The organism is Exiguobacterium sp. s28 (assembly GCF_018618135.1).
In the GTDB taxonomy this organism is placed as follows: domain Bacteria; phylum Bacillota; class Bacilli; order Exiguobacteriales; family Exiguobacteriaceae; genus Exiguobacterium; species Exiguobacterium mexicanum_A.
On sequence record NZ_JACSLL010000003.1, the window covers coordinates 68,906 to 93,746 of the forward strand.

Here is a 24,841-nt window from a genome sequence, read left to right on the forward strand (position 1 = left end):
ATCCATCTGGGGCTACGGAATGTATCAGCCTTTTGCCCGAGAAAAAAGGCCACAGTCTGATGAGAGACTGTGACCTAACACTCACTCGCCGAGTGAAGCTTGGATGAAATCGTGGAACAAGCGTTGTGGACGCTCCGGACGCGAAATGAGTTCTGGATGGAACTGTGACGCGACGAACCACTTGTGCTCTGGAATCTCGATGATTTCGACGAGACGGCCGTCCGGGCTCGTTCCTGAGAACTTGAACCCTTCCGCTTCGAACGCCTCACGGTACTCGTTGTTGAACTCGTAACGGTGACGATGGCGCTCGTAGACGAGCTCTTGATTGTAAGCCGCATGTGCTTTCGTGCCTGGCTCGAGCTTACATGGATAGAGGCCGAGACGGAGCGTGCCGCCGAGGTCCTCGATATCTTTTTGCTCTGGGAGAAGGTCGATGATCGGGTAGTCCGTCGTCGGATCGATCTCCGCCGAATGGGCGCCATCGAGCTTCAAGACGTTGCGGGCGAACTCGACCGTCGCAAGCTGCATGCCGAGACAAATCCCGAAGAATGGGACGTTGTTCTCACGGGCATAACGTGTCGCTTCGATTTTCCCTTCGATTCCGCGTTCTCCGAATCCGCCTGGGACGAGAATCCCATCAGCATCCCCGAGAATCGTCTCGACGTTTTCCGCCGTCACATCTTCTGCGTTGACCCAATCGATATCGATGTCCGCGTTGAAGGCGTAACCGGCGTGTTTGAGCGATTCCGCGACCGAGATGTACGCGTCACGAAGTTCAACGTATTTCCCGACGAGGGCGATTTTCACCTTCTTCTCGAGGTGCGTGACCGTGTGCACGAGCTCTTTCCAAGCCGTCATATCCGCAGCTGGCGTGTTGAAGCCGAAGTAGTCGTTGACGAGTTGGTCCATCCCTTGTTTTTGAAGGTTGAGCGGTACTTCATAAAGGGTTGATGCGTCTTGTGCTTCGATGACCGCTTCTTTGCGCGTGTCACAGAACAAGGCGATCTTTTCACGCATATCTTCCGGAATGTCGTGCTCGGTACGGAGGACGATGATATCCGGTTGAATCCCGTAACTGCGAAGCTCTTTGACGCTGTGCTGCGTCGGTTTCGTCTTCATCTCACCGGCAGCGCGAAGGTAAGGGACGAGCGTACAGTGGACGTACATGACGTTCTCTTTGCCGATGTCGTTCTTCACTTGACGAATGGCCTCAATGAACGGAAGCGACTCGATGTCCCCGACTGTTCCACCAATCTCTGTGATGACGACATCTGCGTTCGTCTCGCGACCGGCGCGGAAGACACGGTCTTTAATCTCGTTCGTGATGTGCGGGATGACTTGGACCGTACCCCCGTTATAATCGCCACGGCGTTCTTTTTTCAAGACCGTCGAGTAGATGCGACCTGACGTCACGTTGGCGTTTTGCGACAAGTTGATGTCGATGAAGCGCTCGTAGTGACCGAGGTCAAGGTCCGTCTCAGCGCCGTCATCTGTGACGAACACCTCGCCGTGCTGGTACGGGCTCATCGTCCCTGGGTCGATATTGATATATGGGTCAAACTTTTGAATCGTCACGTTCAAACCTCGGTTTTTGAGTAGACGTGCGAGCGAAGCGGCTGTGATCCCTTTACCGAGTGAAGATACTACCCCACCTGTTACGAAAATATACTTTGTCATCATCATTCTCCTCTCTTGAATGCCACAACGGGAAACGAAAAAACAAAAAAAGCAAAAGTGCCCCCACTGAAATGGAGGACACTTTTGCTGCATCGTTACGTGCTAAACTAGCCCATGACTAATTTACGTCAGAGACGATGCAGTCGTCAAGTCATTATTTTTTCTTTTTTTCAACTATCAAAAAAGAAAAAGAGACACGCCTAGCCGGGACAAATGCCCGGCTTTTTGCGGTCTCTTATAAATCATCCTCGTCTTCAAGGTCGAGGTCGTCGTCCAAGTCTTCGTCCTCGAACTCGTCAAGGCCTTCCACTTTTTCGGCTTCATCCTCGGCATCGAACTCAGATGCGTCAAAATCTTCACCTTTTGCAAAGACGTCAAGGTCGTCTTCAATGTCGACGATGCCTTCATCTGTCTCATCGATCCCTTCTTCGAACTCATCGAGCTCACCGCGTTGGCGTGCTTCGATGACGAGATCTTCGTCTGACTTATCGAACGGATACCAAACACGAAGCGCCCAACGGTTAGCTCCCAAGTTGACGAATAGTCCGTCGATGTTCATGTCCGTGTAGAGTTGCGCGATTTTCTCGAGCTCTTCCTCTTCACTTGCGAACGTATAGTTTTGTCTGATCAGCTCACGGATCTCATCAAATGACACTGGTTGCTCGCCAGTCTTTTGAAGAATTTCGTAAACGAAATCAATCAACGATTTATTCATTAAAGGACACTCCTTTTCCGTCACTAGTTAAACATCACTCCTCATTATAAACAAAACCGATATGAAAAAGCTAGAGGAAATTATTTTGAAGTTTCAACGTTTTTTTGGATGCTTAACCAATAGAGCGTAATCAATCCAACGTTGAAGATCCACGTCAGTCCGAGCACCCCAAGCATCCAATCGCGTGGGACTTTGAAGGACAACTCCGCATTGACCGACTGGCCGGTATATAGACCGTAGCCGAGCAATCCGACCATGAGCGCGGAATACGCGACGACCATCCCGAACCGTTTCCATAGTTGCAACAGCAACGAGGCAAACTCTTTATTGCCCCCATACGATGCATATAGATAGACGTGACCCGCACTCGCATACATCGTCTGGACGTACCCACTCACAAACAAGACCGGGATGAACACGAGCGGCTCCAAGAATCTGAGGAAGAATAGCAACGACGTGGCGAGCAGGACGTAATACGGATGACGCGCCACATCGAACACACGGTTCAATAATATCCAGCCGATGACGCCCGCCAAGAACGGCATGAACACATAGAACAAGAGCACTTGAAACGAATATAGCGCCAGACTGACGAATACGGCGCCAATCAACGTCCAACCGCCGAACAATCCGACGACGAACGAGAGCAACTGGACTTGCCGTGTTTTGGTCGCACTGACGTACGTTCTCGTCCGCTCCTGGAACAATACCCATCCGACGTACCCGAGCAGAATAATCATCAATAAAAAGATTTCCACGTACCCGCTCGCCCCTTCCAACAGGCTGAGGAGACGGCTCACCAACGTGAACACGGTGACGGTGATGAAGGCAAGCACGAACTTCCCGGTCGCCCACGTCCACGTCGCCGTTTTCTCGAGCGGCAACTTTCTGACAAACGACCATTGAAGAACGAGACTGACGAGGAATAGAAGGACGGCCCCGTTATACGATTGCGTCAGGATATAGGAGAAGGCGACAATCCAAGCAATGAGCGTGAGCACAAGCGGTAACGAACTCCCTTTCTCATCTGACGGTTGTTTTGGTGCCGATAATTCGCTTAGCTGTGACAGAATCGTCGTCATAATCGACCCGACACCGATTGATCCGACACCGACAAGAAAGGCGCTCAATTCGATGGCCCAGCCAAACGGCCACAAGAAGCAGACAAGGCCCGCGACCAAGACGGATAATGCCAACAAGAATGTCCGTTTCGAGCCTAGCCGCCCGATGACATACACCCATAACAATAGCCCCGACATACTCGCCACATAAAAAATCATGAACGGGATTAATCGTCCTGAGCCTTCTTCCACTGCCATAAGTGATAAAAATAAGATTTGAGGCAAAATTTGACTGCTGAGGGCACTGACAATCGTCAATAACATGACCGTGTTCTTCAAACGGAACATCTCATTTCTCAAAAATGGCCGAATCCATCTCTCTTTCTTCTCTTTCCCGCTTCTAGTGCGAAAACAACCAGCTTCATCGCACATCGATTTCTCAGTTTTTTCACATGTTTGCCGATATAAAGGAGAACGCTATTTTAGCTGTATGAGAAAAAGGAGAATGAATCATGGCACTGTTCCGTAAAGCAAAACCTGCCGCCTACGCCGCGTCGATCGGCTTTCCCGATGTGGCGACGATCGCGCAACCAAACGACCCGAATTTGAACGTACGCACCCATTATATGGGCTATACGGCGTCGCAAGTGAAACAACTTCAAAACATGGCCCCGCTCGTCGAAGCGGTGTTAGATGACGTACTTGAAAACGTGCTCGACCACTTGATGTTGCAACCCGAGATGGTCCAACTCGCCAACGCCTCATCGACGCGTGAGCGTCTGAAAAAAGTGTTCGCCGACTACTTCCGTAGCCTGTTGACCGGAAAGATCGATGACAAGTTCCTCGCCATGCGCAAGCGGATGGGGCAAACGCATCATCACTTCTCGGTACCGGTCGTCTGGTTCCTCGCGACGTATTCCGCCTTCAACACGTTGCTCATCCCAAAAATCGTCGAGGCGTATCAACACGACCCGGCCACGATGACTGAGTCGCTCCTCGCTTTGTCTCACGCGATGAACTTGGACGCTCAAATCGTCACCGAACAATATGTCGACGCCCGCCTCGATGAAATCGAATCGGCGAACGTCGCTCGGGCGGCGCTACTTCATGACGTGAGCCGCGTCAGCACAGAAGTCGCGACGACGATGGAACAGACCGGTCACGCCATGTCCGAGACGAGCAAGCGGGCCCATCAAGTCTTGTCCGAGACCGAACAGACGGAGAAGATGAGCCGCCACTTGATGAACTTGACGCATACGAACGGCGAACAAATCGAACAGATGGAGACCGAGTTCAAGCAATCGGCGACGTACGTCGATGCCTCGCTCGAACGGATCACCGCCCTCAAGGACGGTTCACAAGACATCGTCAGCATGACCCGGAGCATCGAACAGATCGCCAATCAGACGAACTTGCTCGCCTTGAACGCATCGATTGAAGCGGCCCGGGCCGGTGAGCACGGTAAAGGCTTCGCCGTCGTCGCCACCGAGGTGCGCACGCTCGCCGAGAACGCCAAACAGCTGAGCAGTCAAATCAACGTCCTCATCCATGAGAACGAGACGAACATCGCCGCCCTGCTCGATCAGATGGGACAGATGCATCGGACGAACGACGAGGCGATGCGTCAACTCGGTGCCGTCAAAGCAGGCTTCTCGACCGTCAAAGACGAGATGGGCAATTACGTCCTGTCGTTCGAACGGAACAAGCAAGACCTCGGCCAAATGGTCGAGACGATCTCAGCCATCAACGAGACGACGCAAGGCTTATCGCACTTGACGTCTTCTTTACTAGCTACGTCCGAAATGCACTGACGACAAAACAAGGCACGGTCCGCGGACTGTGCCTTGTTTGTTATTGAACGAGTGGTTCTGGTACTTCAATCGGAGCGAGGGAGCGATCAAGCAATTCGACGACGTCGAACGTGCCGACCGTCTCATCGACTTCTTTCGCTTTCGTCCCGTCCGAGAGCATCGTCAAGCAGTACGGACACGCCGAACCGATGACAGTCGGCTTCGTCTCGAGCAGCTGCTCGGTCCGAGCCACGTTGACACGCGTCCCGACTTTCTCTTCTTGCCACATGAGACCGCCGCCAGCGCCGCAGCACATGCCGTTCTCACGGTTCCGTTCCGCCTCAACGAGTTCGACACCCGGGATGCGTTCCAAGACGAAACGTGGGGCGTCGTAAATGCCGTTATAGCGCCCGAGGTAGCACGAGTCGTGATAGACGACCCGCTCGTTCACGGAGAAGTCCGGTTTGACCCGGCCCGTATCAAGCAGCTCGGCGAGGAGCTCTGTATGGTGATACACTTTCACACCCGTGAGCCCGAAGTCCGGATACTCGTTTTTGAACGTGTTGTACGCGTGCGGGTCGACCGTGACGATTTTCGTGACCCCATACTTCTCGAACAGCTTGATGTTCGCTTCGGCAAGCTCTTGGAACAACAGCTCGTTCCCGATGCGGCGCGGCGTGTCCCCTGAGTTCTTCTCTTCGTTCCCGAGAATGGCGAACGAGACACCGGCCTTGTTCAAGACGCTCGCAAAGCTTTGCGCGACTTTTTGGCTGCGGCTATCGTATGAGCCCATCGCCCCGACCCAGAAGAGGAATTCGAACTCTTCACCGGCCTTCTTCTTCTCTTTCGCCGTCGGGATGACGAGTTCTTCCCGGTCTTTGCGCCAATTCTCGCGCTCTTTCCGGTTCATCCCCCACGGGTTGCCTTGACGTTCGATATTGGCGACCGTACGTTGCGCCTCTGGATCCATCTTGCCTTCCATCATGACGAGGTAACGGCGAAGGTCGATGATCTTGTCGACGTGCTCGTTCATGACCGGGCATTGGTCCTCACAGTTGCGACATGTCGTACATGCCCAAATCTCTTCTTCGGTGATGACGTTGCCAATCAACTCGTCGGCGACGAGCATACGCCCGTCTTGAGCCGCGGCTGCGATCTCGGCCCCTTGCGTGTTTTGGAACATGAGCGCCGGTGCCCACGGCGATTTACGCGTGATGGCGGCCCCTTTCATGTTCATGTGGTCGCGCAGTTTGACGATGAGGTCCATCGGCGACAACATTTTACCAGTCCCGGTCGCCGGGCAGACGTTCGTACAGCGTCCGCATTCGACACAGGCATACAAGTCAACGAGTTGTTTTTGGTTGAAGTCTTCGATTTTATTGACGCCGAAGACGATTTCTTCATCCGACTCCTCCGCCTCTTCCATCGCTGAGAAGTCGACCGGTGCGAGACGACCGACTTGGTGCGTCCGTCCGAGCCAGACGTTGAGCGTCCCGGCAATCAAATGGGCGTGCTTGCCTTGCGGGATATAGATCATGAAGCTGAGCAAGAACAAGAGGTGAAGCCACCAGAAGACGACGAACAAGGCGAAGGCGACCCCTCCCGGTACCCAAGCGAACGCCGAACCGATGAGCGTCGCGACCGGTTCGCCCCACATCGGGAGTTCTTCTTTATAGACGAGGTAGAACCCGTTCCCGAACAAGACCGATACCATCAACCCACCGATGAAAATGAGGGCGAGACCGGCCAGAAAGTTTCGTTTTAAACGCACGAGTTTCTCGACGTAACGGCGGTAGAATCCCCAAACGACCGCGACGAGAATCATGAGCATGACGATTTCTTGCATGAACGTGAAAATCGGATAGAGCGGACCGAGCGGGATGTGCGGGAAACGCGTCCCGACAGCAAGTCCTTTCCAAATGAAGTCGATGGCCCCGAACTGGACGAGGATGAACCCATAGAACATCATGACGTGAATGATGCCGCTCTTCTTGTCTTTCAACAGTTTCTTTTGGCCGAACACGTTGATCATGACCTGTTCAAGCCGTTCCTTATTCGTTTGGCTCCACTCTGCCTTTTTCCCGAGCTTGATGAACGTATAGCGCTGGTACACCAACGATGCGAACAAATATAGTCCATAGCCGAGGACGAGCAAGAATAGAATCCAGTTGACGATTAAAAATGTAGACATCCCCAAAACCCCCCCTTATGAAAACGGATTCAATCTTGAGTTCAGTATATCAAACAATGAATGAACAGTCATTCATTTTATTGGAGAGGTCAAAAATTGAGCCCATGTTTTAAAAATAAGAGGATACCGCCATACCCGACGACGGCGAGGACGAACGTCCGGAAGTGAAGGTTGCGGTCGGCCGGGAGCTCGAACTTGACGATGTTCAGAATCATCGCCCCGGCGACGAACGCGAACAAGATGGCCTCGACGTGCGAGGCGAGGTCGATAAAGCGGGAGAAGAAACCGCCGGCAAGAATCCCGCCGCTCAACAAATAACGCCCTTGCCGGATGTACCGTTCCCCATAATGGCGATACAAGTCGTGGCCGACGGCGAGGAAGTGGACGCCGAGCGCCGTCGCGTAGAAGCTGCGTGCGACGAACGAGACGGATGATGCCGTGACGACGTAAGCCGAGAACGACATATATGCCGTCAACAGCGTCACTTGGAGCCAGTACGACACGTTCTGGTCAATCGTCTCGTCTTTGAAATGGGGCGTCCGGACGACACGCATCGTCCCGTAAAAGACGGTGAAACCGAGCAGGCTGATGACATAAATCTCCGACGGCAAGGCCAGGTCGAGCCAATCGACTTGAAGCGTGTCTTGCCGCTTGTTCAAGGACGGCAAGAGATACATGAAAAAGTATGTGATGGCGATCCCGCTCGAAAACGAGAACCATTTTTGAGACGGCACCCGGTCTCGCGGAAACAGATAAATTCCAAAAAAATTGATGAGCGCTAAATAGACCACGATCCAGTTCGCCATCTCATGTCACCCCTTCAGTTCAATCCAAAACCGCTCGACAATTTTCCCGCCTTCCGCTGTGAACGGCGTGTCCGGCACGCCGCCATTGTTCAAAATGACTCGGCGTGACGCTTCGTTCGTCCGGTCGCACGTAATCAACGCCCGCTCGATCCCGAGTTCTTTCGCTTTCTCGAGTGCGAGCTCGAGCTGTTTCGTAGCGAGACCACGTCCGCGGGCACTCGGCTTGATGCCGTACCCGATGTGTCCCCCGAAGTTGAGGAGGTTGTCATTCAATTCGTGACGGATATTCGCCGCCCCGAGCAACTCGTGCCCATCCGTCAGCCAATACGTCGTGCTCGGCACCCAACTGACGTTGTTCACCCGTACTTCTTTATCACGAATTTCTTTGACGTACGTCGCAAAATCGGACGCGTCGCGGTCGACGGCGTTCGGGACGATCGTTTCGGAGCGTTCCCGCCATTCCTTTAAAAAATCGAGCACGTTCGCTTCCTGCTCCATGGATGTCTTCACTAGTCGCAACATAACGCTTCCCCCTGTTTTTATGCATAGAAAAGACCGCAAAGCGGCCTTAATCTTCGAGTCCTAATCGTTTTGGCATCTGCGGGGCGAGCTCACGTGCCTCGTCAAGACGGCCCGCTTCGACGAGCGTATGGAACCGTAAAAACTCCTCGTGCGTCGCGTCACCGATGGCGGCTAAGTAGTCGATGTAGCGGTCGTATACCGATCTATCTTCCGGTCGCGCCTCGATCAAGGCGACGTAAAGCCGGACCGTGTCTTCCCCGTAAAGAAGCGGGAACTCATCGTTCAATTGGAGCAATTTATCGACCGAGTCCATATCGACGCCGGTCTCGTTATCGTAGTGCCCGACGACCTGTTCGGCGTGGTCCTCGAGGCGGCCGCGCCACTCTTCATATTCGTCCTCATTCGTCTCGAGCATCTCGAACCAATCCTCGTTCAACATCTCTTCAATCTTTCTCACGCGTTCTGCAAAATTCATGCGAACTCTCCTCCTTCAAACGTCCACGTGACGTCGACTACATAGTTACCTGCCAAGTCATCGTTCATCGACAACTCGTAGGCGAAGCGGCAACGTCCGTCCGCGACATCGAGCCGCTCCGTCGTCGTCGCCATCGTCATCGACATGTATGGGTTTTTATATAGGCTTTGGGTCAAGCGCCCTTCAATAAAGGAATGATTCATCTCAATCGGTCCTTTACAGATGAGCGCGAGCCGGCCCGTCGTATATTTGATCGTTGTCGGCACGACGCCGTCTTCTCGTTCTTGATCGAACGTCAAGACGAAGCCGGTCTTCAATTCATAATAGAGCCCGTCGACTTGCAGCTCAATCGGCTCCTCGATTTCACTGATCATTGTCTTTTGGCGCACACGTACGCGTTTCGGTTCAATTGCCATGGTGATTCCCCTTTCCGCTGTCCCATCGTACCATATCTCGCGAACGGTCCGGAATCGGTAACTTTTTCTTTCCCGGTTCGCGGACCGTTCACACTACAAAAAAGACAGGGTTCCCCCTGTCTTTGAATCAACTTAGCTTATAGACGCGACCTTCGAACGGCTTCAAATGAAGCAGTGTCGTCTCGTCATGCGGCTCGAGCGGCATGTTTTTCAAGACGACGTCTTCTGAGCGAAGCGTGATCTCCGTCGCAAAGATGGCTTCTTTCCCTGTCAAATTCGTCATGACGAGGTATTGCGAGTCACCGAGCGTGCGTGTGTACGCGTAAATCTCTGGGTGCTCCGGCAAGACGATGTCATACGTCCCATAGACGAATGTCTCATCTTGCTTGCGAAGACGAATCATCTCTTTATAGAAGTTGAGAATCGAGTCGTCGTCTTCGAGCTGGGCGCCGACGTTGATGTCCGTGTAGTTCGGGTTGATGCCGAACCACGGCGTCTCCGCGAACGTGAAGCCCGCGTTCGGGGCGTCGCTCCACTGCATTGGTGTGCGCGTGTTATCACGTGACGAGTTCCACGTGATGTCCATCATCTCGTCATGGCTCTTGCCGTTCTCGAGACCGATGTAATACCGGTTGCGCGTCGCGATATCATCGTACTGGTCAATCGAGTCGAACTTCACGTTCGTCATGCCGATCTCTTGGCCTTGATAGATGAACGGCGTCCCTTGCATGAGGAAATACATCATCGCGATCGACTTGGCGCTCTCTTTCCAGTAGCGCTCGTCATCACCCCATGATGACACGGTCCGCGTTTGGTCATGGTTCTCGACGTAAAGGGCGTTCCAGCCATCTGCTTCGAGGCCTTTTTGCCATTTCGTGAGGACGTTCTTCAAGTGGACGACGTCGAGCTTCGACTCGGCGTCTTCACGCCAGAGACCCATGTGTTCGAATTGGAACACCATGTTCATCTTGCCTTCCTTCTCGCCGACCCAAAGGTGGGCATCGTCAGGTGAGACGCCGTTCGCTTCGCCGACAGTCATGATGTCGTGCTTGTTGAACGTCTCGTCGCGAAGTTCTTCTAAATAACCGTGAATCCCGTCGACGTTCATATGCATCTCGAACGATGGCACGAAGTCGAGACCTTCCGGGTTCGGCAAGTCGCCGAATGACGGGTGTTTGCGGATGTGGCTGATTGCATCGACACGGAAACCGTCAATCCCCTTGTCGAGCCACCAGTTGATCATGTTGTACACCGTCTGGCGCATCTCGGCGTTCTCCCAGTTCAGGTCCGGCTGTTTCTTCGAGAAGACGTGCAAGAAGTATTGTTCCGTCGTCTCGTCAAACTCCCAAGCCGACCCGCCAAAAATTGACTCCCAGTTGTTCGGTTTCGAGCCGTCGGGTTTGCCGTCACGCCAAATGTACCAGTCACGCTTCGGATTGTCTTTTGAGCTCTTCGATTCGATGAACCATGGGTGCTCATCCGACGTATGGTTGACGACGAGGTCTAACAGCAATTTCATGCCGCGCGCATGGACTTCCGTCAACAGACGGTCGAAATCTTCCATCGTCCCGAACTCGTCCATGATGTCCTGATAGTCGCTAATGTCATAGCCGTTGTCATCATTCGGCGATTTGTACATCGGACAAATCCAGATGACGTCGACGCCGAGGTCTTTCAAGTAATCGAGTTTGTCGATGATGCCTTGAATATCGCCAATCCCGTCCCCGTTCGCATCATAAAAACTGCGCGGGTAGATTTGATAAGCGACAGCTTCTTTCCACCAGTTTCGTTTCAGTGTTTTCGTTTGTGTGTGTTGGTCACGTTGTAAAAGTTGCATGTGTCAATGATACTCCCTTGTCCCTAAACTCACTGCGCATCCTATATACTAATATCAGTGCTGTTGTCTCTTTATCTCGTTAGCGCAATCGTTTGCACGATTGCAGTAAGTTTATCTTACCAAAAATCATTCCACGACACAAAGATGTTTTCAACAGCTTACTCATCGTGTACCCTACACGAATTTGAAATGAAATGAAAGTGAGGCGACTTACATGATTCGTTTGGCCACACAGGCCGATCTCTCGGCAATCGATCAACTCATTTTAACGAAAGCGCAATCGTTTCGGGCCGCTGGAAAAACGCAATGGCAAAAATATTTAGAGCCGAGTCGGACCGATTTTGTGACCCATGACGTCACGAACGGAACCGTCTATGTATACGAAGCGAACGGAGACATCGCCGGGTCGGTCAGCTTGATCCCACCGACGTCTTGGGACGAGAACTTGTGGGACGATCCTGACGCGGCCGTCTATTTACATCGCCTCGTCGTCGATGACCGGATGAAAGGCCGACAAGTCGGTGAACAGTTGATGCGTTATGCGCTTGCAGCGACGTCAGACCGAGTTCGCCTCGACTGTGTCGCCACGAATCACTTCTTGAACGCCTATTATCCTCGCTTCGGCTTCAATTATGTCGGCGAACGAGATGGATTCTCTTTGTTCGAAAAAGAGGCTTGACCTTGACGCGACGTCAACGTGTACGCTGACTTCAAGGAGGTGAGGACATGTACACGATTCAACAACTCGCGACACTCTCTGGCACGACCACAAGGACGTTGCGTCATTATGACGCCGTCGGTCTGCTCGTCCCGGAACGTGACGTCAACGGCTATCGGCGCTACTCGTCGCATGATGCCGAGCGCTTGCAGACGATTCTGCTGTATCGTTCGCTCGACTTCCCGCTCGAGACGATTCAAGGCTTACTCGAAGCCGAACCGTTCGACCGGACCCGTGCCCTCGAGGAGCAAGTGACCGCCCTGCGCGCGAAAGCCGCCTATTTTGCGACACTCGCCGAGACGGCGGAATCGACGCTCACCTCACTGAGAGGAGGAATTCCAATGGAAGACAAATCGTTGTTCAAGGGATTATCGTTTGACGAACTGAAAGCCCATGAAGCGAAGCACGAGGCGGAGACAGAAGAACGTTGGGGCGAGAGTGAGGCGTACAAGACGTCACGTGCGCGCGCCGACAAGCGATCGAAAGAAGACTGGGAAGCGCTCAGTCAACAACAAGTCGATCTCGTCAAGCCGCTCGTCGACTTGTTCACTGCCGGCGTCCCGGTCGAAGACCCGCGTGTCCAAGCGGCCGTCCGGGCGAACCACCTGTTCATCAATGACCAGTTCTATGACTGCTCGCTCGACATGTTCAGCGGACTCGGTCAGATGTACGTCATGGACGAGCGTTTCACCGCGTTCTATGACAAGTACGCGCCAGGACTGGCCGTCTATTATAATGACGCCATCCAACACTATTGCATCACCCAAAGCTAAACGGCCAAAGCATCGCGCTTTGGCCGTTATTTTGCCGTTCGACGGTCATACACATCTTCCTTTAGCAATGACTCGATTTGACGTCTCAAGAGCGGGAGCGCCGTCGTGAGCTGCAAGTACGGATACGTGGCAAAATTATCCGTCCCGCCGATGTAGAGCACGGCCCGGTCGACCACGGACCAGCCCCGCTCGGTCCACTGTTCGATTCGTGCCTCACAGACGTCCGGTTTGGCCCGGAACGCCCAGTACGCTTGGAGTTGTCCTTCTGCCATCGTCGGTGCGACCGTCAATACCGGGCAGTCGAAGCGGGCGAGGACGCTCGGGTCAATCGGCCCCGTCTCATGGGTGACGATGAGCTGCGGGTCGAGACGATCGAGCCACATCGTCGTCTTCGTATCGTTCAATGAGGTGACACGTAGAATGTGGTGGAACGGAATCGGCTCATCGCTCAATGGATAGCGACCTTTCAGTTCTCGGATCCGCGTCCGGCTCGAAAGGCGCATGACAGGCGACGTCAGCCGGACGTATACATGCGTCAGCCAATGCTTGATGGATTCCGGACGATGCTCGCTCGGCCCATCTTCCTGAACGACATGGGTTACCCCTAAGTTGCGGATCGCATGATAGACGTAGGCAGATGTCCGGTGTTCTCCAATGAGTAGTACGATCGGTCGGCCCATTTTGTCCCTCCCCTTTCTCTTCCTCCGAACGCCTCTCATCCGTGTCGCTCCTGCGTCGAGACGACGGCCGGGCGGCAACGGTCCGCCACTTCTTCCATCGATAAACTTTCAAATTGATACGTTTGATGCAACGTTTCATAATGGGCGATGATTTCACCCAACAAGGCCATGTTTTCGGATACCTGTTTGCCGAAGTTGTGCGGGTGCCACCAAAGATGGAACACTTCCCCCCGTTTGGCCGCATGCGTCATGCTCCGTTTGATGCGCCGCACTTTGAGTCGGTCGAGGAAGCGAAGCGCCGGCACGTAAGGTCGCAGGAATCGGCTCGATGGGACGTTATAAGGAGATGATTGCCGAATGGCTGCCCACGAGACCGTGTGGTGCCCCGTCAAATTGACGTAGGCATCAAGCAGACGAAGGGCCCGTCGGCCTAACCCCTCATCCCCTCTCGCATCGGCCCGATAAATGTAATGGGTCTCATTGCCGCGATAGACATCGATTCCGACTTCTTGCGCCGCTTGGAAATGCGCCGGGCTCGATTGATTGCGCGGATAGACGATGCTCTGAATGGGTAAGTCGCGACGTGCGGCCACCCGCTTCGCCGCCTCGAGATCGGCCTTGAACGCCTCGATGGTCACTCCTTCTTCTAAACAAGATAGATGACAATACGTATGCGTCCCGATGGTTTGACCAGGCGTCGCCGCGATTTGATCGACGAGTGATTTCCCGAAGTGATACGGGTCGACCGCCTCGTCCGCCCCGACGTGCTGCATCCAATTGTATGAAGAATATTCGGGATGCCGATACGTCGGTTGAATCGTCGGCAAGTCTTTCAATAGCTCTGCTTCGTCTCATAGAACAGGAATCCGACCGTCGCCCAAGTCGCATGAATCTGGTGTGCGGCAAACAAGTCGAGCAAGCTCGGTACGACTTGCCGGACCCCGAGTAAATTATCGCCATACGCCTCAATCGTCGTACCGTCAAACGTGCCCCAGTTCAATTCAAAATCTAGTGAGATGACAAACGCTCCGTTCATCGAGACCCCTCCTCTGTCTTCACTTCTTTCCTTCACACGACTCACGAAGCTCTAGTTCGGCGAGCGCCCGTTTCCAGGAGCCGTACCGACGGGATACTTTGGCGACACTTGGTCGTTTATGTTGTTTCGCCCATTTTTGATAGGTGATCGCGTTGAATGGCACGACGACCCGACTTGCTTCTAGCAACGATTGAACGATTTCTGCTTTTTCACGTTCTGGCTGGACGGTAAAATGGAGCTCCTCTAAACGCTCTACCGTTTTCACGGCCAGACTCCAAGACCCGAAATGGGAAATAATATCACCTAGGGAAGGACCGGGATGATCTTTGACCCATTGTTGGTAATGGGTGCTCGTCAACTTCCCTTCCTGTTCAAGTGCGAGCCGAAGCGCTGCAACGAGTTCTTGTTGGGTATAGTGCTTTCGGGCTTCTAAGAGGCCGGCTGCTTTCAAGGCGCCGGTCCATGACCCGTAAAAATTGAGAACGTCGAGAAATGTCGGGACGTCCCGGTCTCGGCTCCAGAGCTGATATTGTTTAACCGTGAGGGTCGGAGTCAGAGATGCAGCGGCTCGAAGCGCTTGAATGATCTCTGCTTCCCGGTTCATCGTTCGTCCTCCTCAGACACTTTGTTCCGTGACGATCGAGCGCGTATCGAGCACGGTCTGGATGACTTGCTGTTGTTCCCCGAGGGTCAAGTCGGATCCCGATGGAAGGCAGATCCCATTCTCGAACAGACGCCGACTGACATCTTCTCCATCGACCGTCACATATTCGGCATCGCGATACACCGGTTGCAGATGCATCGGTTTCCAGACAGGACGGGATTCGATGCCGGCACTGGCGAGTCGCTCCATCACCGTGTCTCGGTGCAAGTCTGTCTGATCCAACTGCATGGCGGTCAGCCAACGATTGGCCCGTGAGTGTGGGACTTCTTGCTGATACGTCGTCCCGAGCTGACGGAACATATGCTCATAGCGAGCGAACACGCGACGTCGTGCTTGAACGCGCTGCTCAATCACTTCGAGCTGTCCCCGACCGATCCCGGCCGAGACGTTGCTCAATCGATAGTTATAGCCGACTTGTTCGTGCTCATAATGCGGTGCGTCTTCCCGAGCTTGCGTGGCCAACTTGAGCGCCAACTGTCTCGTTTCCTCATTCGGCACCATGAGCATGCCGCCGCCTGATGTCGTAATGATTTTATTGCCGTTGAACGAATAAAACCCGATGTCCCCGATGGTTCCCGTCATTTGCCCGTGCCACGTCGAGCCGAGTGATTCGGCCGCGTCCTCGATCAATGGGACACCGAACTCACGACAGATGTGGCGAATCTCACCGATTTTCGCGACGACGCCGTACAGGTGGACGACGATGACCGCTTTCGGAAGCTTTCCTTTCGTCGCGGCTTGGACGAGCGCTTTCCGAAGCGCGTCTGGCGACATATTCCACGTCGTCGTTTCCGAGTCGATAAAGACCGGAATGGCGCCGACGTAACGGATTGGATTGACCGATGCGACGAACGTGAGTGACTGACAGAAGACCGTGTCCCCTGTCCCGACGCCGAGCGTAAGTAGCGCCAAATGGAGGGCAGCCGTCCCTGAGCTTGTCGCCAAGGCGTGAGGATGGTCCGCATATGCAGCCACTTCCGCTTCAAATGCATTGACGTTCGGGCCGAGCGGCGCAATCCAATTGCTCGCGAACGCCTCTTCGATGTAGGCCATCTCACGGCCCGACATATGGGGCTTCGATAATAGGATGTTCATTTGATGCCCTCCTTCATCATGGTTTTATACGAGATATACCAATCGACGACTTGCTCGAGTCCTTCAAACAGCGATGTGCTCGGGCTGAAGCCGATCAGCGTGTCGAGCGTCGGAACGGCCGACTGCCGAAGTACCGACTCGCGCATCGGCAACGACGTCTTCGCCGATTTGTTGAGGATATGTCCGATGTCGGACAGTAACGTTTGGACGTTCACGTAGTCGGAGGCCGGGATTTGGAAATATCCGACTGGCGACATCCCGGTTTGAATCAAGCGAAGCAAGCGGACGACCGATTCGACGACATCATCGATATAGGAGACGTTGATGATATCCGTCGCGTAATACCCTGAGAGTCGGACACCGCGGTCGACGGCGACAATGGCCTTTGACACTAGCGTCGAGGCATCATCCCAAGGTCCGAAGACGTCTTCTGTGAACAGATGGATCACCGGACGTTCCCCGTCCTCCTGTTTTACAGGCAAGTCGAACGTGATGAACGATTCAACCGGGACCCGCTTCGTTTGGATGGCGATGTAGCGTTTCATCAACTCGTAACGTTCCAGCGGCTCTTCACTTCCGTTATGGCGACGGGTCGAACATAAGATGATGTGTCTCGGTTCGTGTCGATTCAAAACGCTGCGCATGACTGTCTTGTTCGCGAGCGTTGAACGGATCAAATGGAACTGCGGGTGGGTGAGAACGTAGAGCCGCTGTTTGGCGATTCGCGTCTTGTGCCGCCCTTCATCGTCAATGCCGACGACATCAAACCCTTCCTGCAATAGCCGACGTGCGATATGAAACCCTTGGAAACTGGCTACCCCGACAATAAGAACCGTTTGATCGACCATCATTCTCCCCCTCTTCACTCGTTATGACCTTCAATTTCCGTCAGCGAGGCGTGTCCCGGCGATATGAGGACGCATTCGCTTCACGCCATGTGTAAAGAGACGATCGATGTCTCGGTCGAGGTCGTCACTATTGGCGATAAAGAGCAACAGGTAGGTCAGGGCCTCTTGGTCGTCTCGTAACGTCTCAATCAGGTGCAGCACGGAAGCGACGGTCGTGAAGGGACGGGTCCGGCCGACAAAGATTTTGGGGAAGACGTTCGCTTCTGGACCAAGTTCGCTCGCGGCGAGCAATTCTTCATATAACTTCTCACCCGGACGAATGCCGGTGACTTCAATGTCGATCTGTTCGGTCGTAAAACCGCTCAACTCGATCATTTTCTTCGCCAAGTCGATGATTTTGACCGGCTCGCCCATGTCGAGCACGAAAACCTCTCCCCCTCTGGACAAGACGCTCGCTTGGATGACAAGCCGGCTCGCTTCCGGGATGGTCATGAAGTAGCGGGTCATCTCAGGATCGGTGACGGTGACCGGTCCGCCCCGGAGAATCTGTTCTTTAAAGAGCGGTACGACCGAGCCGCGACTGCCTAAGACATTTCCGAAGCGTACGACTGCGAAGATCGTCTCGCTCGTTCGGGCTTTCTCTTGGACGACCATCTCGGCGATTCGTTTTGTCGAGCCCATCACGTTCGTCGGATTGACCGCCTTGTCGGTCGAGACCATGATGAAGCGGCTCACGTTATGCCGGGCCGCGACATCGACCATATGTTTTGTCCCGTAAATATTGTTTTTGACGGCTTCGAGCGGATTGTCTTCCATGAGCGGCACATGTTTATGAGCGGCGGCATGATAGACGATGTCCGGCTGGTACGTACGGAACACATCTTCGAGCCGAGCTTCGTCTTGCACATCCCCGATGACCGGGTGCAGAATCGTCTCCGTACCGAGCCCACGCAACTCTCGCTCGATCAAGTAAATGCTGTTCTCCCCATGACCGAGGAGAATCATTTCTGCCGGGGCGAATTTAATCAATTGGCGACACAACTCCGAGCCGATTGATCCACCGGCGCCAGTGACGAGCACAGTCGCGCCTTCGACATGGCGAGATATTCCAGATATGTCCAATTGAACCGGCTCACGTCCTAGCAAATCCTCGATTTTCACTTCGCGAATCTCGTTGATGGAGACTTTTCCGGTCGCCAGTTCCGAAATCATCGGCAAGGCGTGGGATTCGGCTCCTGTCTTCTCGATTCGTTTCAGCAAGGCGAGACGCCGTGTATAAGGCAAGCTTGGAATGGCCAAAATAACCACTTCGATACCATGTTCTTGAATGATGCGTTCCAAATCGTCCGTCATCCCGAGGACCGGGACACCGTGGACGTAGAGTGCCTGCAGTTGCGGGTTGTCGTCGAGCAGACCGACGACGCAGAGGACGGTCGTCCGATGCTCCTTCAACTCGCGGACAATCAACTGGCCGGAATCCCCGGCTCCGATGATGAGTGCTTTTCGTCCCGGATGGTTCGAATGGGGTTTGAACACGTCAAACACATGGTTGCGGGCTAAGAAGCGGGTGAACAAGATGAGGTTGAATGCGAGCAAACCTTGTACGGCGATAATCATCCCAAGGCCAGCCCCGAAGTGGAACTGGTTGTAGGCGTACAACACCAAGTCACTGCTCAGTAAGGCGATGGCGACTTGTTTCATCTCATGGACCGAAGCGTAACGCCAGTCGATGCGATGAATCTTCAAGACGCTCCCGACGAGACTGAAGCTGACGATTTTAATGGCGACCATCATCAACATCTCGCTCGATTCGAGTGCCGCGTACGACGTGATCGTGGAGAACATCAGTTCAAACGTCGCGTACAATACAAACGAGACGATCAAGATGTCGAGACATAAAAAGAGCAAATTGCGTTGATTCTTCCGATAGACGTTCACGAGTGTTGCCATGGTAGTTCGCACCTCCAAGAGTCTGAGTTGTTCGTTCGTGGTGTAAGTTGGAATGCGCAAAAGATGCGTCGATGCTAGTAAACTACCCGACTATCCTCAACAAGTTTAAAGATAAAACGAGCTTTTTCTCATTAACGACATAGATGCGAAAAAGGAGTTCACGAAATTATTATCATGATTTCATTCACATAATGAATAATTGTCGGACAAACGGGAAATGGAAATACATATAACCCGAATTGGGTATCGTTTACATTATTTTGAACTTAGCTAAAACGCCACATAAGGAGGTAGAAATCGATCGTAAGCATCCTTTTTGACTAGCTCGTTGACTCTTCAACCAATACATGCTGTTCATTCACACCAAGAGACCTTCCGAGACGCTCGCTGCGTCTCCCTCCAAAGGAGAGACACCAAGATGAAAAAATGGACACGCCCTCAAATCGTACAAGCGTTGCAGTTAGCTGCTCAAGAACATGCCGAGCTCGATTCGAAACGGTATAGTGTATGGTCGCAAACCAAAAATGTCCCGTCCCTTTCCACCGTCATCCATCAGTTCGGGTCTTGGCGCGAGGCGCTCGCCGCTGCCCAAATCCAAATGTCGTTCCATTACTACTCGGATGAAGACATCCTCCGCGCGTTGAATCAAGCCGCCGAGGAGTTACCGCTCTTCACGAGCCAAACGTATCGGGAATGGTCGAAAGTGACGCGCTCCCCGTCGCTCACGTTGATCAGCAGCCGTTTCGGCTCTTGGTCGAACGCGCTCCGGGAAGCGAAACTTCAGACGACCGCCGCGAAAAACAATGAAGAGCGCATCATCCAAGCCTTGATTGAAGCGTCCGAAGAACTCGAACGTCTCACGTCCCAGCACTACGCCATCTGGGCCCAAGAACGCGGTTATCCGACAGTCGCGACGATCGCCCGGAAATATGGATCTTGGAGCTACGCCTTGTTCGTCCTCGACATCGCCCCGCCGAAACGGAAATGGGACGAAGAAGATGTCATCGAAGCCCTCCGCGTCGCGAAACATGAATTGTCACACTTCAGCATTCTCCATTACCGGAAATGGGCCGAGGGACGCAACGTGCCGAGCACGTCGACCATCAACGCCCTCTTCGGCAGTTGGACGGCCGCATTAAAATGCATGGAAGAACAGACGATCACCCAATAACAAAAGCCCTGTCTCATCGTGAGACAGGGCTTTTGTTCAAGTGACGATCGAAATGAATAGCGGGATGCCGATGAGCAAGTTGAACGGGAACGTGACGGCGAGGGCGAGCGTCAAATAAAACGACGGCTCCGCCTCCGGGACCGATGCTTGGAGCATAGCCGGTGCGGCGATGTACGACCCGCTCGCCGCGAGCGTCATAAGCAGAATCGTTCCCCCATCAGACAGTCCAGCCATTCCGGCAGCGAGAAAACCGATGGCCGCGCCGACGAGCGGAAACGTCATCCCGACGACTAAAAACCTCATCCCGTACGACGGTAGCGTCTTCAGCTGATGACCGACCTTTACGCCGAGGCTGAGCAAGAACAACAGCAACACGCCTGGGAACAAATCGACAAAAAACGGGGTTAATGCCGACGTATCCGGGGTGACCAGCCCGACGATGAGACCAGCCAAAAGCAGCAAGATGCTTTTCGAGAGCAGACTGTCACGGATGACGGTGAGCGATTGGGTCGGTGCCGCCGTGATGCCGAGGACGCGGCTTTGATTGTATAACAACAGTGCGACGACGAGACCCGGAATTTCGAGGACGACGACGAGTGTTGTCATGAACGGCTCATAACTGATGCCGAGACGTTCGAGCTGCGCCGTCGCGGCGACATACGTCACGAGCGAGACCGAACCGAACGTCGCGGCCATGGCAATGCGCTCCGGAAACGTGAACTTCAAGAACGCTCCAAGGCCGAACGCGACGAGCGGAAGTACGAGACCAAGCACGAGCGTGACGGCGAGCGGGAACGCCAACTCGTCCATCGATACCGAGGCGAGCCCCATCCCTCCTTTCAATCCGATGGCAAGCAGTAAGTATAGGTTGAGCGTGATGCTGAGTGACTCAGGAATCTTCAAATTCGATTTGCCGAGAGCGGCAATCACACCTGTCACGAATAGGAGCACCGGGGCGCTCGTCAATAAAAACATCAATTGTTCCATCTTTTCCTCCTGGACGACAAAAGCGCACACCAAAGAAAGGTGTGCGCTGCATGCCGACGGCTCGAACACGTTCGCTCCGTCTAGCCGACAACTGTCGGATGTGTAGTTAGTCAGCTCCGGGTCAGGACGACGGGGATGTCTCGCGGACACCACCAATCCTGAACCGTCTCTGCTTCTAGTGTAAAAACGTCGTCACGGCTTGTCAATCCCATTCTCCCATGGCGCATCGAGGCGAAAGACGATGAGGCGTTCCCCTGTCTTCGTGCTGATGTCCGTATGGAGCGAAACGAGTCGCCGCCCGAGTACGTCGTGCACGATGGCCTCGAGCTGAGGCCGACCGGATTCGACGAGGTTGTTGCGGTACTTCTTCAATTGCTCACGTCCGGCCGATTTGGCGGCCAGTTCGTACTCGGCCGGGGTCAAGACGCCTTGGAGCGTCACAATCGCCAGGTCGCGGAGCAAATCTGCTTTACACGTCAAGGAACCGCGTCCGAGATACTCTTTCTCCCATTGGGTGATGCGAGCACTCAGCTCCATCTCGAGCTGACCTTTTTTCGGCATCGTTACTTCACGAACCCGATCATCATCTCGCGAAGGATCTTCGCGGCGGCGATGGCCGTCATGTCCGACTGATCGTACGCCGGTGACACTTCGACGAGGTCGGCCCCGATAACGTCGACGTCGGCGTTCGCGATAGCGTGGACCGCTTCAAGCAACTCTTTCGTCGTGATGCCGCCGATCTCTTGCGTGCCCGTTCCCGGCGCTGCCGATGGGTCGAGGACGTCGATGTCGATCGTGACGTATACTTTCTTCCCGGCGAGCGTCGGCAACACGCGTTTGAGCGGTTCGATCACTTCATATTTATACATGTTATAGCCGACTTCTTTGACCCAGTCGAACTCTTCTTTCATCCCAGAACGAATTCCGAACGAGTAACAGTTCGACGGTCCGATGAGTTCGGCCGCTTTTTTGAGCGGTGTCGAGTGCGAGAGCGGCTCACCTTCGTAGTCGTCACGGAGGTCCGTGTGCGCATCGAGGTGCAAGATGACGAAATCATCCCCGTACGCATCATGCATCGCCTTGATGACCGGCCATGTGACGAGGTGTTCTCCCCCCATACCGAGTGGGAACTTGCCTTCTTTGATGATATCTTTGACGAACGATTCGATCATGTCGAGTGATTTCTGGGCGTTTCCGAACGGGAGCGGGATATCGCCGGCGTCATAGACAGCTGCTTCCGTCAAATCACCATCAAGATAAGGACTATATTCTTCAAGTCCGATCGAGACTTCACGGATTCGGTTCGGACCGAAACGTGAGCCTGGACGGAAACTGACCGTCCAGTCCATCGGCATACCGTAAAGGACCGTCTTCGCGTCCGTCACTTCCGGCAAGCTCGCGATAAACACTTTACCTGAGTAGGCTTCATCGAAACGTTTAATCATTTCGTCAAGTCCTCCACAAATTTCGGAAGAACGAAGGCCGCATTGTGAAGCTTCGGCGTATAGTACTTCGTCTCGATGTCATGGAAACGCTCGGCCGGCACTTGTTCTGGGTCGTACTGCTTCGAGCCGATCGTGAACGTCCACATGCCGCTCGGATACGTCGGTACGTTGGCCGTGTAGAGCTTCGTGATTGGGAAGATTTCTTTCACGTCACGTTGAACCGTTTGGATGAGCTCTGGCGTGAACCATGGGTTGTCCGTCTGTGCGACGAAAATGCCGTCGTCTTTGAGCGCTCTCGAGATGCCGGCGTAGAATCCTTTTGTGAACAAGTTGGCCGCTGGGCCGACCGGTTCTGTCGAGTCGACCATGATGACGTCATACTCGTTCTCTGATTCGGCGATATGCATGAAGCCGTCACCGACGATGACTTCAACACGCGGGTTGTCGAGTTCGCCTGCGATATTTGGTAAGTATTTCTTCGAATATTCAATGACTTTCCCGTCGATGTCGACGAGAACTGCTTTTTCGACTGATGGGTGTTTCATAATCTCACGGATGACGCCACCGTCTCCGCCACCGACAACGAGCACATGCTTCGGATTCGGGTGTGTGAAGAGTGGGACGTGAGCCACCATCTCGTGATAGACGAATTCGTCCTTATCCGTCGTCATGACCATTCCGTCAAGCAACAACATTGTTCCGAACTCGTCCGTTTCGACCATTTCTAGTCGTTGAAACTCCGTTTGTTCGCTCTCATAAACGTGGTTTACACGGAACGTGATTCCGTAATCTTCTGTTTGGTGCTCCGTAAACCATAATTTTAATTTTTGGTCCATCGATAGAACCCCTTTCTGTTCAAAAAGTTGTTCGTATGCGAGTGGCGTTTTGAGGCGCTTCTTATTCATACGATAGGAAGTATACAAAAACTGTACCCATTTTGCACGATTTTTTTATTTATTTACCTCGATGTGTGAGTTTTAGGTGAGTTTTGTCCGATAAACTGATTAGAGAGTATTTCGATTATTTGAAAGGAGGGATCCTATGTGGTCTCCTTGTACCGCCTGCTCCACGACCATCCCATTTTTTGAACGGGGCCTCGTCGTCGTCAATGACAAGCCCCACCCGTACGACTCGTTTGACGAATTGACGGAACGCCTCGCCGCTGTCGAGGAAGACGTGTACTGTGTCGACCCGGCCACAAAACGCCAGACCGCCGTCGTCTCGGCGAGCGACCTGCTCGAACAAATCGCCAACCGCGACACGATCGAATTGATTCAACACGGTGACTTCGAGAGCCACTTGCAACCGATCATCCATCTCGACACCGGAGAACGGTTCGGCTACGAGGCTCTTCTCAGAAGCCAGAACAACGTCTCACCGGGCGAACTGTTCCGCGCGGCCAACCGTTTCGGCCTGCATTCCAAATTCGACCAGCGCGCTCGCGCCGAGGCGATCAAAGCGACGTATCACGCCGTCGAGCCGCACGAGAAGACGTTCATCAACTTCTTGCCCTCGACGATCTACAACCCGGATTACTGCCTTCAGCACACGTTCGAGATTATCGACCGATACGGACTCAGTCCCGATCGTTTCATCTTCGAGGTCGTTGAGACGGAGAAAGTCCAAGACGTCGCCCATTTGCAACATGTGTTCTCTACATATAAGAAGCGTGGTATGAAAGTCGCCCTCGATGATGTCGGCGCTGGCTTCTCGACGCTCGATATGTTGAAGCGACTTGAGCCCGACTATGTCAAAATCGACCGGTCGTACATCTCTTTCTGCGACCAAGACGCCGAGAAACGAGCGTTCTTGAAAAACGTACGTCAATTGACACGCTCAATGGGCATCACCATCCTCGCCGAGGGCATCGAACGCTCCGAAGAAGTCGACGTCTGTCGCGAACTCGGGTTCGACCTCGCCCAAGGCTATTACTTCGGTAAACCGTCTCCTTATGCGCTTTGACGCAATGAAGGCCTAGAGCACC

The 24,841-nt window shown here is 53.6% G+C and carries 25 protein-coding genes; 5 read left to right on the forward strand and 20 right to left on the reverse strand.

The window, feature by feature from the left end; translation table 11 throughout:
* Positions 1 to 81: 81 nt before the first annotated feature.
* The 3 genes from KNP78_RS04740 to KNP78_RS04750 all read right to left on the reverse strand — a co-directional run bounded on the left by KNP78_RS04740 (position 82) and on the right by KNP78_RS04750 (position 3,792).
* On the reverse strand, positions 82 to 1,677 hold the full coding sequence (locus KNP78_RS04740; protein WP_034779284.1) for a CTP synthase: 1,596 nt from the start codon (positions 1,675 to 1,677) through the stop codon (positions 82 to 84).
* Positions 1,678 to 1,912: 235 nt separating this feature from the next.
* On the reverse strand, positions 1,913 to 2,392 hold the full coding sequence (rpoE, locus tag KNP78_RS04745; protein ID WP_214708420.1) for a DNA-directed RNA polymerase subunit delta: 480 nt from the start codon (positions 2,390 to 2,392) through the stop codon (positions 1,913 to 1,915).
* Positions 2,393 to 2,472: 80 nt separating this feature from the next.
* A complete protein-coding gene (locus KNP78_RS04750) occupies positions 2,473 to 3,792 on the reverse strand; it encodes a hypothetical protein (protein ID WP_251128452.1) in 1,320 nt (439 codons plus the stop codon).
* A gap of 173 nt (positions 3,793 to 3,965) precedes the next feature.
* On the opposite strand from KNP78_RS04750, the gene KNP78_RS04755 reads away from it, so the two are divergent.
* Positions 3,966 to 5,264, forward strand: a complete 1,299-nt coding sequence (locus KNP78_RS04755) for a methyl-accepting chemotaxis protein (protein ID WP_214823357.1) — start codon at positions 3,966 to 3,968, stop codon at positions 5,262 to 5,264.
* Between the two features lie 40 nt (positions 5,265 to 5,304).
* Here the strand turns inward: KNP78_RS04755 and KNP78_RS04760 are convergent, their stop codons facing one another.
* The 6 genes from KNP78_RS04760 to KNP78_RS04785 all read right to left on the reverse strand — a co-directional run bounded on the left by KNP78_RS04760 (position 5,305) and on the right by KNP78_RS04785 (position 11,490).
* On the reverse strand, positions 5,305 to 7,434 hold the full coding sequence (locus tag KNP78_RS04760) for a (Fe-S)-binding protein (protein ID WP_214823358.1): 2,130 nt from the start codon (positions 7,432 to 7,434) through the stop codon (positions 5,305 to 5,307).
* An 89-nt stretch (positions 7,435 to 7,523) separates the two neighbouring features.
* Positions 7,524 to 8,240 (reverse strand): hypothetical protein, encoded by a 717-nt coding sequence (locus tag KNP78_RS04765; protein WP_214823359.1) that lies wholly within the window; start codon positions 8,238 to 8,240, stop codon positions 7,524 to 7,526.
* Between the two features lie 6 nt (positions 8,241 to 8,246).
* Complete coding sequence (locus tag KNP78_RS04770; RefSeq protein WP_214823360.1) at positions 8,247 to 8,762, reverse strand: GNAT family N-acetyltransferase; 516 nt, start codon at positions 8,760 to 8,762, stop codon at positions 8,247 to 8,249.
* 46 nt (positions 8,763 to 8,808) lie between these two features.
* Positions 8,809 to 9,237 (reverse strand): hypothetical protein, encoded by a 429-nt coding sequence (locus tag KNP78_RS04775; RefSeq protein WP_138858750.1) that lies wholly within the window; start codon positions 9,235 to 9,237, stop codon positions 8,809 to 8,811.
* Positions 9,234 to 9,653, reverse strand: a complete 420-nt coding sequence (locus KNP78_RS04780; RefSeq protein WP_214708410.1) for a YwiB family protein — start codon at positions 9,651 to 9,653, stop codon at positions 9,234 to 9,236. Before KNP78_RS04780 ends, KNP78_RS04775 begins: the two co-directional genes overlap by 4 nt.
* Before the next feature lie 127 nt (positions 9,654 to 9,780).
* Entirely contained in the window at positions 9,781 to 11,490 is a 1,710-nt protein-coding gene (locus KNP78_RS04785) for a glycoside hydrolase family 13 protein (RefSeq protein WP_214792178.1), read from the reverse strand.
* Between the two features lie 214 nt (positions 11,491 to 11,704).
* Here KNP78_RS04785 and KNP78_RS04790 point away from each other — a divergent pair, with 214 nt between their 5' ends.
* Both KNP78_RS04790 and KNP78_RS04795 read left to right on the forward strand, forming a co-directional pair.
* Positions 11,705 to 12,169: a GNAT family N-acetyltransferase gene (locus tag KNP78_RS04790; protein WP_034779301.1), complete on the forward strand. Its 465-nt coding sequence runs from the start codon at positions 11,705 to 11,707 to the stop codon at positions 12,167 to 12,169.
* Between the two features lie 47 nt (positions 12,170 to 12,216).
* Entirely contained in the window at positions 12,217 to 12,981 is a 765-nt protein-coding gene (locus KNP78_RS04795; RefSeq protein ID WP_214823361.1) for a MerR family transcriptional regulator, read from the forward strand.
* Between the two features lie 26 nt (positions 12,982 to 13,007).
* On the opposite strand, the gene KNP78_RS04800 is transcribed toward KNP78_RS04795, so the two are convergent.
* The 7 genes from KNP78_RS04800 to KNP78_RS04830 are packed head-to-tail and all read right to left on the reverse strand — an operon-like array spanning position 13,008 to position 19,254.
* Positions 13,008 to 13,661: a hypothetical protein gene (locus KNP78_RS04800; RefSeq protein ID WP_214823362.1), complete on the reverse strand. Its 654-nt coding sequence runs from the start codon at positions 13,659 to 13,661 to the stop codon at positions 13,008 to 13,010.
* A 35-nt stretch (positions 13,662 to 13,696) separates the two neighbouring features.
* Positions 13,697 to 14,497 carry a polysaccharide deacetylase family protein gene (locus KNP78_RS04805; protein WP_214823363.1) on the reverse strand — a complete coding sequence of 267 codons (801 nt, stop codon included), beginning with the start codon at positions 14,495 to 14,497 and terminating at the stop codon, positions 13,697 to 13,699.
* The gene (locus tag KNP78_RS04810; protein ID WP_214823364.1) at positions 14,494 to 14,697 is read right to left on the reverse strand and encodes a polysaccharide deacetylase family protein; all 204 of its coding nucleotides are present in this window, start codon (positions 14,695 to 14,697) and stop codon (positions 14,494 to 14,496) included. Before KNP78_RS04810 ends, KNP78_RS04805 begins: the two co-directional genes overlap by 4 nt.
* Before the next feature lie 19 nt (positions 14,698 to 14,716).
* Positions 14,717 to 15,301: a hypothetical protein gene (locus KNP78_RS04815; RefSeq protein WP_214764378.1), complete on the reverse strand. Its 585-nt coding sequence runs from the start codon at positions 15,299 to 15,301 to the stop codon at positions 14,717 to 14,719.
* Positions 15,302 to 15,313: 12 nt separating this feature from the next.
* Positions 15,314 to 16,456, reverse strand: a complete 1,143-nt coding sequence (locus tag KNP78_RS04820) for an aminotransferase class V-fold PLP-dependent enzyme (RefSeq protein ID WP_214823365.1) — start codon at positions 16,454 to 16,456, stop codon at positions 15,314 to 15,316.
* On the reverse strand, positions 16,453 to 17,304 hold the full coding sequence (locus KNP78_RS04825; protein ID WP_167491737.1) for an NAD-dependent epimerase/dehydratase family protein: 852 nt from the start codon (positions 17,302 to 17,304) through the stop codon (positions 16,453 to 16,455). The genes KNP78_RS04820 and KNP78_RS04825 overlap by 4 nt, the downstream gene beginning before the upstream one ends.
* A 30-nt stretch (positions 17,305 to 17,334) precedes the next feature.
* Complete coding sequence (locus KNP78_RS04830) at positions 17,335 to 19,254, reverse strand: polysaccharide biosynthesis protein (RefSeq protein ID WP_034779317.1); 1,920 nt, start codon at positions 19,252 to 19,254, stop codon at positions 17,335 to 17,337.
* 418 nt (positions 19,255 to 19,672) lie between these two features.
* Here KNP78_RS04830 and KNP78_RS04835 point away from each other — a divergent pair, with 418 nt between their 5' ends.
* The gene (locus KNP78_RS04835; RefSeq protein ID WP_034779320.1) at positions 19,673 to 20,425 is read left to right on the forward strand and encodes a homing endonuclease associated repeat-containing protein; all 753 of its coding nucleotides are present in this window, start codon (positions 19,673 to 19,675) and stop codon (positions 20,423 to 20,425) included.
* Positions 20,426 to 20,461: 36 nt separating this feature from the next.
* On the opposite strand, the gene KNP78_RS04840 is transcribed toward KNP78_RS04835, so the two are convergent.
* From KNP78_RS04840 to speE, 4 genes are all read right to left on the reverse strand, one after another.
* Complete coding sequence (locus KNP78_RS04840) at positions 20,462 to 21,412, reverse strand: sodium-dependent bicarbonate transport family permease (RefSeq protein ID WP_214823366.1); 951 nt, start codon at positions 21,410 to 21,412, stop codon at positions 20,462 to 20,464.
* A gap of 192 nt (positions 21,413 to 21,604) precedes the next feature.
* A complete protein-coding gene (locus tag KNP78_RS04845) occupies positions 21,605 to 21,973 on the reverse strand; it encodes a Na-translocating system protein MpsC family protein (protein ID WP_021066069.1) in 369 nt (122 codons plus the stop codon).
* A gap of 2 nt (positions 21,974 to 21,975) precedes the next feature.
* Entirely contained in the window at positions 21,976 to 22,857 is an 882-nt protein-coding gene (gene speB, locus KNP78_RS04850; protein ID WP_214823367.1) for an agmatinase, read from the reverse strand.
* Positions 22,854 to 23,693, reverse strand: coding sequence for a polyamine aminopropyltransferase (gene speE / locus KNP78_RS04855; protein WP_138858739.1), 840 nt, complete (start codon positions 23,691 to 23,693; stop codon positions 22,854 to 22,856). The genes speB and speE overlap by 4 nt, the downstream gene beginning before the upstream one ends.
* Before the next feature lie 205 nt (positions 23,694 to 23,898).
* On the opposite strand from speE, the gene KNP78_RS04860 reads away from it, so the two are divergent.
* Positions 23,899 to 24,819 (forward strand): EAL domain-containing protein, encoded by a 921-nt coding sequence (locus KNP78_RS04860; protein ID WP_214823368.1) that lies wholly within the window; start codon positions 23,899 to 23,901, stop codon positions 24,817 to 24,819.
* Positions 24,820 to 24,841 lie beyond the last annotated feature (22 nt).

Coding starts and splice junctions, on each gene's coding strand:
- KNP78_RS04740 (WP_034779284.1), bottom strand. CDS start 1,677: ATGACAAAGTATATTTTCGTAACAGGTGGGGTAGTATCTTCACTCGGT.
- rpoE (WP_214708420.1), bottom strand. CDS start 2,392: ATGAATAAATCGTTGATTGATTTCGTTTACGAAATTCTTCAAAAGACT.
- KNP78_RS04755 (WP_214823357.1), top strand. CDS start 3,966: ATGGCACTGTTCCGTAAAGCAAAACCTGCCGCCTACGCCGCGTCGATC.
- KNP78_RS04760 (WP_214823358.1), bottom strand. CDS start 7,434: ATGTCTACATTTTTAATCGTCAACTGGATTCTATTCTTGCTCGTCCTC.
- KNP78_RS04765 (WP_214823359.1), bottom strand. CDS start 8,240: ATGGCGAACTGGATCGTGGTCTATTTAGCGCTCATCAATTTTTTTGGA.
- KNP78_RS04770 (WP_214823360.1), bottom strand. CDS start 8,762: ATGTTGCGACTAGTGAAGACATCCATGGAGCAGGAAGCGAACGTGCTC.
- KNP78_RS04775 (WP_138858750.1), bottom strand. CDS start 9,237: ATGAATTTTGCAGAACGCGTGAGAAAGATTGAAGAGATGTTGAACGAG.
- KNP78_RS04780 (WP_214708410.1), bottom strand. CDS start 9,653: ATGGCAATTGAACCGAAACGCGTACGTGTGCGCCAAAAGACAATGATC.
- KNP78_RS04785 (WP_214792178.1), bottom strand. CDS start 11,490: ATGCAACTTTTACAACGTGACCAACACACACAAACGAAAACACTGAAA.
- KNP78_RS04790 (WP_034779301.1), top strand. CDS start 11,705: ATGATTCGTTTGGCCACACAGGCCGATCTCTCGGCAATCGATCAACTC.
- KNP78_RS04795 (WP_214823361.1), top strand. CDS start 12,217: ATGTACACGATTCAACAACTCGCGACACTCTCTGGCACGACCACAAGG.
- KNP78_RS04800 (WP_214823362.1), bottom strand. CDS start 13,661: ATGGGCCGACCGATCGTACTACTCATTGGAGAACACCGGACATCTGCC.
- KNP78_RS04810 (WP_214823364.1), bottom strand. CDS start 14,697: ATGAACGGAGCGTTTGTCATCTCACTAGATTTTGAATTGAACTGGGGC.
- KNP78_RS04815 (WP_214764378.1), bottom strand. CDS start 15,301: ATGAACCGGGAAGCAGAGATCATTCAAGCGCTTCGAGCCGCTGCATCT.
- KNP78_RS04820 (WP_214823365.1), bottom strand. CDS start 16,456: ATGAACATCCTATTATCGAAGCCCCATATGTCGGGCCGTGAGATGGCC.
- KNP78_RS04825 (WP_167491737.1), bottom strand. CDS start 17,304: ATGGTCGATCAAACGGTTCTTATTGTCGGGGTAGCCAGTTTCCAAGGG.
- KNP78_RS04830 (WP_034779317.1), bottom strand. CDS start 19,254: ATGGCAACACTCGTGAACGTCTATCGGAAGAATCAACGCAATTTGCTC.
- KNP78_RS04835 (WP_034779320.1), top strand. CDS start 19,673: ATGAAAAAATGGACACGCCCTCAAATCGTACAAGCGTTGCAGTTAGCT.
- KNP78_RS04840 (WP_214823366.1), bottom strand. CDS start 21,412: ATGGAACAATTGATGTTTTTATTGACGAGCGCCCCGGTGCTCCTATTC.
- KNP78_RS04845 (WP_021066069.1), bottom strand. CDS start 21,973: ATGCCGAAAAAAGGTCAGCTCGAGATGGAGCTGAGTGCTCGCATCACC.
- speB (WP_214823367.1), bottom strand. CDS start 22,857: ATGATTAAACGTTTCGATGAAGCCTACTCAGGTAAAGTGTTTATCGCG.
- speE (WP_138858739.1), bottom strand. CDS start 23,693: ATGGACCAAAAATTAAAATTATGGTTTACGGAGCACCAAACAGAAGAT.
- KNP78_RS04860 (WP_214823368.1), top strand. CDS start 23,899: ATGTGGTCTCCTTGTACCGCCTGCTCCACGACCATCCCATTTTTTGAA.